Origin of the sequence: Ferruginibacter sp. (genome assembly GCF_031430955.1) — a bacterium.
Lineage (GTDB): Bacteria > Bacteroidota > Bacteroidia > Chitinophagales > Chitinophagaceae > Ferruginibacter.
This window is the reverse complement of sequence record NZ_JANPCM010000601.1, coordinates 1-7,056: the sequence shown is the minus strand read 5'-3', so window position 1 is coordinate 7,056 and position 7,056 is coordinate 1. Positions and strand designations below refer to the sequence as shown.

The 7,056-nt window shown below is 34.6% G+C and carries 6 protein-coding genes; 3 read left to right on the top strand and 3 right to left on the bottom strand.

Going from position 1 to position 7,056, the window contains the following annotated elements; translation table 11 throughout:
• Positions 1 to 2,148 (bottom strand): hypothetical protein (locus ACY65O_RS17110; protein WP_462222078.1); only part of this gene is annotated, 2,148 nt, incomplete at its 3' end.
• Positions 2,149 to 2,162: 14 nt separating this feature from the next.
• On the bottom strand, positions 2,163 to 4,169 hold the full coding sequence (locus tag ACY65O_RS17105) for a transglutaminase-like domain-containing protein (RefSeq protein WP_462222077.1): 2,007 nt from the start codon (positions 4,167 to 4,169) through the stop codon (positions 2,163 to 2,165).
• A 179-nt stretch (positions 4,170 to 4,348) separates the two neighbouring features.
• Between ACY65O_RS17105 and ACY65O_RS17100 the strand changes: the two genes are divergently transcribed.
• Positions 4,349 to 4,885, top strand: a complete 537-nt coding sequence (locus ACY65O_RS17100; RefSeq protein WP_462222076.1) for a YceI family protein — start codon at positions 4,349 to 4,351, stop codon at positions 4,883 to 4,885.
• Between the two features lie 75 nt (positions 4,886 to 4,960).
• On the opposite strand, the gene ACY65O_RS17095 is transcribed toward ACY65O_RS17100, so the two are convergent.
• Positions 4,961 to 5,845: a zinc-dependent peptidase gene (locus tag ACY65O_RS17095; RefSeq protein ID WP_462222075.1), complete on the bottom strand. Its 885-nt coding sequence runs from the start codon at positions 5,843 to 5,845 to the stop codon at positions 4,961 to 4,963.
• A gap of 69 nt (positions 5,846 to 5,914) precedes the next feature.
• On the opposite strand from ACY65O_RS17095, the gene ACY65O_RS17090 reads away from it, so the two are divergent.
• Together ACY65O_RS17090 and ACY65O_RS17085 are read left to right on the top strand one after the other, a co-directional pair.
• Entirely contained in the window at positions 5,915 to 6,793 is an 879-nt protein-coding gene (locus ACY65O_RS17090; RefSeq protein WP_462222074.1) for a bestrophin family protein, read from the top strand.
• 35 nt (positions 6,794 to 6,828) lie between these two features.
• A partial coding sequence (locus tag ACY65O_RS17085; RefSeq protein ID WP_462222073.1) for a nitrilase-related carbon-nitrogen hydrolase occupies positions 6,829 to 7,056 on the top strand: 228 nt, incomplete at its 3' end.

The window sequence follows — 7,056 nt, the reverse complement described above, 5'->3', positions numbered from 1 at the left end:
CAGCATCGATGGCCATTTATCTTTGGTGTTATTAGCTTTTTTATACAGCTTTTTAATTTTTAAAACAACGGTACCATTCTGCTCTTCGGCGGTAGCAGTATAAGTTCCGGTTTCGTTATCTACATTGGTATTTAATTCTTTAACGCCTTCTACGGTGTAACCATCAGGTATTTTAAAATTAATTACCCAGTTCAACGTACGGGCATAGCCCACATTAATATCGAATTTTCGGGTGCGTTCTTCTTTTTTTATTTGCAGCTGAGAACCTACTAAGCCTGCTACATTAACCAAATATTTTTTTCCCGCTTTACGCATCATCCCCGACAATTCAAAGTCTTCGGTAAACACCAGTGTTTTTTGTTTTGCCGAACGGCCATCGCTGGTAAGAGCAAAATTTTTATACTTAACTTTTTGCTGATAATCGTTTTGCAATTCTGTTTTTACCAATTCTATTTTAGCCTCTTTATACTCATCCTTTAATGCTTTTACCGATTTATTATATTCATCTTCCTGGGCACTTTTCATTTTTTCTGTAGGGTCGGGGCCGCCATAATACTTGTAATCATCCAGCATGTACGGGGTAAATTTTAATGCCGTTACAATATTTCTTGTTTTGCTTATACCCACAAAAGAATTTGTTCTTGATACTATCAGCGTATTCATATCTGTACTTAAAGATGCATTGATGGTATAGTCAGAAACATTATCGGTAAAAGCTGCATCAGGCAAAATAATTGGTTTAATATCCTGTCCGCTGTTTTTTACAGGCTCTGCAATAACGTAAGCTTCGCTTGCCAAAAGTGCTTCCACTAAATCGCCGGGGTTACTGTGATCGGTGCAGTTAAAATAAAAATCTTTTCCTACTTTACACACATACCTTATTTCCTGGTCAAACAAAACATCTTTTAATTTACCGGTAGAGTTTGAAATACTAATTACCAGTTCCGATTTAATATCACGTTGGTATAATAATGAGCCAAAAATAAAAGCTGCAGTTTTATCACTTAAATAAGTATCCCTGTTTACAACAATGTTTCTCAATTTATAAAACACATTATTGATGTATTCTTTTTCTGTCCAGTCTTTTGCGCCTTGTTTTTTTAACTGTGCCCATGTGGCGTCAACTAAATTTTGCACCGTCATGTAATTGCCAAAATAAGAACGGCCAGTTTGCTCATAATCTTCCCACGCTTTTTTCGCCAGCTCTTCTTTAGTAAAGCCGCTTTTTATTTCTCCTTTTTCTCCTATTAAAGCTCCTTTTACTTTTTCGTTGTTGGCATATATTACCTGAAATTTTGTTAGCGGGTAAACCTGGTAGGTATTAATAAAGTTTACATCTTTTTCCACCCCCCTGTCGGTATCTGTAAAAACATAGCGGTAAAAATCAGCATCGCTTGCGTCCTGCTTTTTAAAATCGGGTGCCCCGTTTAAGGATAAAGATTTAAAAAAAGATTTATCGTCCGTTTCCATAATTATCTGGTTATACAAAACCGGGTACACTTTATTACACACTTCGTATTGCGGCGAAAACTCTATGTAGCCTGTACCCATTACATCTAACTTACTTTTTGTTATGGTTACATATTCTAAAATATCCCCCGGCTCTAAATCGGGTACCGCTACTTTATAATACCTGCGTTGACTGCCGCTTTGCTGATCGAAAAAACTTTTAAAAAATTCCGGCACGTTTGAAACTGACTCCACACCTACCGCATCATTTAAAGAAACCGCCTTTACACTCCCATCAGTCTTTGTAATTTTTGCACTAAAGCCGTCTGTTTTATCACTGTAACGAAAATAAACTTCTGTAAAAGATTTTACTGAGTTTCTGTCATTGAGTTTTATTTTAAAGCGAACGTTCTCAAAAAAATGTAAACTTCTTTCTCCTTTAGATAAAAAGCCACTTCTCGATTTTTTATCAATAGTTACGCTGCGTTTAAAACCAAACACTACAGCCGATGCATCTTTATATTTATCCGGAACAGTATTGTTTGCAAATGCCGGTATGTTTTCGTTCCACAATATTTTTGCATTGCCTTCAATATTATCTAAAAAATCTTCGTCAATAACATTTTGAGCAAAAGAGACAGCACTGCATATAAAAAGCAGTGATGATAAAAGGAGTATATTTTTAAATTGAATTTTCATTGCCGTTGCAGGGTTTATTTTTTGGTAATGCTTAAAAAATATTTATTAAATTCTTTTATTGATTCAATAAATTTTATCCAGTTAGGAAAATCTGTTTTTTTTATGATGCTGTTTTTTATAGAAAGTTCTTTCTTTAAAACCATTTTATTTCCTGTAATAGTATATTCTCCTTTAAACTCATAGCCGTCAAATTTTAATTCTAAATTATCCGGCTTATCAATAAATTTTTTATCGGCAGGTATGGTTAATCCAATTTCATCTTCAAATTTTACCAGCACATCTAAATCGTAACCTGCAACTCTTTTTTCGTCAGGTATAAATTTATCTAATGTTTTAGGGAAGAAATCTACCCCTACATATTTATCGCCACTTATTGTATTTACCGTATTGGATAAATCAACATCGCCTTCTATAACTACAGGCAAATCCCTGTTTTTAAGATCACTGGTTTTTACGTTTGTGGCTACCATGTTATCGTTACCAAATTCTAAATAATCATTTAAATAATCTTTTTGGGATGAGGTGGGCAAATCCTGGTACGACTGGTGAAAATCGGTGCGTTCGTTGCCGGTAATAGTAACTTTCACTTTACCATTTAAACTTTCGTTGGCTAAAACAAAATCTGCTTTAGTATAAATTTTATTATCATTTGCTGTGGTAGGCGGCACCGTTTTAATTTCAAACTTATCGCCGTTGGCAATCATTACTTCTTTTCCCTGTATGCGAAATGCATTTTCTCCAAAGGGTACATAACTTTCTGTACCATCCAGGTAATATGTTTTACCCCCATAATTTAAAGTGCATATGGCATGATTATTTACACATAACGCAGGCGTACTTTGCGGATAAGGAATATGCCTTGTGCCAATCCATGTAAAGTGTGCATCGTAGCCAGAAAGTTTCATCATCTCCGTTAGTAAATTTGCCATGCCTTTACAATCGCCATATTTTTTTGCAAGCACATCCTGTGCCGATGAAGGAATGTAGCCTGAGTAACCATCTTCGTAAGCAATGTATCTAACATTATCCTGCACCCAGTAATAAATGGCTTTAATTTTTTCTATATCATTTGTTTTACCTGCTGTAATTTTCGAAAGTTGTGCAGTAAGTTTTTCCTTTTCGTTGCCAGCCATTAAATACAAACGGTTGTTCCAGTTATATACATCGTCAACTTTATCAAACCCTTTTAATACCTCTCCCTTACTTTCAAAAGATTTTATCTGTACAATTATATGAGGGTCGGTAAAAGCCTTGCCTATTCGCCTGTATTCCGATTTGTATGCCGGCACATCTTTCATTATAAAAACATAATTAGTATAACCGCCTTTAGTAGTTTCTTTAACTTCAATTTTGCTGCCTTCAAAATTCATTCTTTTAAAATCTACGGTTAACCATTCGGGCACTTTAAATTCTATAACCTGTTCTTTAATTGGGTAAGGTGAATTAAAAAATAAACGGGTTAAATATTTACCATCAGTAAAAGTTTTTTTTACCGTAATCCTGGCCATATCTCCTTTTTGATTAAAACGTAAAGGATAAAACTGTACACGGCTGTCATCAAAAAAAATACCGTCGTCGGTTACCGAACGGTCTATACCGCCCCTGTCGGAGGTAATATATTTGTTGCCGTACTTAAAAGCTCTTTTAAAAGTTTTTAACTGAATAAATTTATTATAAAATTCAGGATAGGTCATGCTGGAAAATTTCTTAAGGGAAAGAAATTCATATTCAGCGTCTTCCTGAATCTCCACCACTTTATCATTTAAAGAATTTTTACCTTTATCAAAAGTAAAAAATTGGTAGGATGAGGTACATAAAATATCATCTTCCTTATATTTTTTGGCATAGGTTTCAGCAGTGCTGATATCATTTTCATTTTGTGCCATAACCGGTAACGAAAAAGAAAATAAAAAGCCTAAAATGCCGCAGGCAATAACATTTTTTAATGTTTTGTGTTGCATATTCTTATAATTACTGTTGGTATTTTTAAAGCAGTTGTTAAAAGCGAGGGTAAAGTTCATGCATTGCAGTTTAAGGTAATGTTTAATAGCTGAAAACGTATAACTGGCATTTTAATTGTTTGAAATTATAAATATTTAGCAACCGCACCAATTTTAAATCATCTATGAATTTATTGTTAATAAAAAAATATTTGATGTTTAAACATTAAATTATACTATCTTGCATTAAAATTACAATTATGGCAACAAAAAAATGGGTTGTGGACCCTACCCACAGCGAAATACAATTTAAGATAAAGCACCTTATGATTACCAATGTAACCGGCAGCTTTAATATTTTTACTGTTGATGCCCAAACAGAGGATGAAGATTTTACAAAAGCAAAAATTTCTTTTACTGCAGAAGCAGCTTCGGTAAGTACAGGAAACGAACAAAGAGACGGCCACCTTAAGAGCGCCGACTTTTTTGATGCGGAAAAATTTCCCCAGTTAAAATTTACAGCCACTAAATACGAGTCGGTTGATAACGATGGCTCGTACGAATTGTATGGCAACCTTACTATAAAAGATGTTACCAAGCCCATTAAACTTGCAGTAGAGTTTGGCGGCGTAGTTAAAGACCCGTACGGCAACACCAAGGCAGGCTTTACTATTAACGGTAAAATAAACCGTAAAGATTATGGCTTAACCTGGAGTGCAGTAACAGAAGCCGGCGGTGTAGTAGTTAGCGATGAAGTAAGAATTAATTGCGAAATACAATTGATAGAACAACAATAAGAGACTTGAATGGTGAATCGTCAGTTGTGAATATAAAAGTTTGAGTAATCGCAGCGTATTCTCAAGATTCAACATTCACGACTGACGACTTTCATTATCTGCTTTTAAATGGCAATCTTTATATTTTAATCCACTGCCGCAATAACATAAATCATTACGTCCAATTTTACTTTTTAATTTTTGCAATTGCACTTCGGGATCCTGCTGAAATATTTGTTGTAATAATGTATATAATTCAGGATGTTTTTGCTGCAGCAAATCGGGCCGCTCAAAAAAATATTCCGCTGCTACAGCAAAAAATTCTGCTTTGCTGGTGCTGCCATAGGGATTGATATCAGAATTATTATTTATTATCTCCTGCATTTTTTTATAGGTCATATCCAGCCAGGGAATAGTGTATTGTTTAGATAACAATTGTTTTGGAATACCGTCGGTATCCCCATCAGCCTTATCAATAAGATGAACAAATTCATGAATAGCAGTATTGTTTTTATCCGAATCGTTTTTAAACCCCTGGTGTAAAGCATGCTTAGACAATAACATTTTACCTTCCATGTACCCACTGCCTACCATTCCCATAATGCTCCTTTCTTCTCCTTCTGTTTGAAAATTATTATTGAAAGTATCCGAATACAATAACACTTCTTTTAAATTATAATATTTCCATTCGGGAAAAGCAAACACCGGTATTACTGCACTTGCGGCAACCAGTATCCTGTCAAGATTTTCCACAGTGGTATCAACTCCGGTAATTTTTACGTTGCCTAAAAATTCAGTTACTTCTGCCTCAAACTGTTGTTTTTCTTTTTTATCAAGTCCCCGAAAAAAAGCAATACTACCGTTGAGTATGATATCGTTTACAAAAACATCATCGCCTGCCGGAGTTATATTATTTTTAAATTTTGGTTTTGCAAGATAAATACCAAAAAAGATAAGCGCCGCCACTATTACAAAAAGCATAATTATTATTTTATACAATGAAAGTAAAACTAATTAACTGTAACTACATTTGCATATCAATAAAAAAATATGATACAATATAACCCTAAAGACTGGCTGAGTTTTATTTTCCGTTTTCATAAATCGGATACATTTATAAAACTGTGGCCCATGATTTTGTTGATATGCTTTTACTCCGGCATTATTGCTTTTTTTGAGATCAACTATTGGAAATGGGGCGACGGCAATAAAGTAAAAAATATTGTAGTAATGCACAGCCTGCTGGGTTTTGTTATTTCTTTATTACTTGTTTTTAGAACCAACACAGCGTACGACAGATGGTGGGAAGGCCGCAAACAATGGGGTTCGCTGGTAAATAACAGCCGTAACCTTGCGCTTAAGATGAATGCAATGCTGCCAAAAAGCGACATACAAAACCGCACGTTTTTTAAAACCGCAATTCCGCAATATGCTATTGCATTAAAAAATCACTTACGCAGCGAATCAACCAGATTGGAACTGGATGAAAAAATTCATGAAGAGTTAAATGAAATAGATCATGACAAGCATGTACCTAATCAACTGGCGGCTTTACTTTTTAAAAAAGCAAATACGCTTTTTGAAACAGGCAAAATAAAAGGCGAACAATTAATTGTTATCAATAACGAGCTGCTGTCATTTACAGATATATGTGGAGCCTGCGAACGCATAAAAAATACCCCTATCCCATTTTCTTACAGTGCTTTTCTTAAAAAATTTATTTTCTTTTATGTAATGACGTTGCCCTGGGGATATGTTTACAATCTCGGCTACCTGGTAATTCCTGTTGTGGCATTTATTTTTTATGTGCTGGCAAGTTTAGAACTGGTGGCAGAAGAAATTGAAGATCCATTTGGTACAGATAGTAATGATTTACCAATGGATAAAATGTGTGCCAATATCCAAAAACATGTAAACGAACTGTTGTAATTCTATTTTATCTTTGAAACTCTTAAATAAAAAATATGGCAAAAGTAAAAACAGCTTTGGTGCAAATGAGTTGTGTTGCAGATAAACAGCAAAACATAAATAAAGCAATTCAAAAAATAAAAGAAGCTGCTGCCGCTGGTGCACAAATTGTTTGCCTGCAGGAATTATTTACCTCCTTATATTTCTGCGATGTGGAAGATTACGAAAATTTTAAACTGGCAGAAAGTATTCCCGGCCCGGCAACGGATACTTTAAGCGCTTTA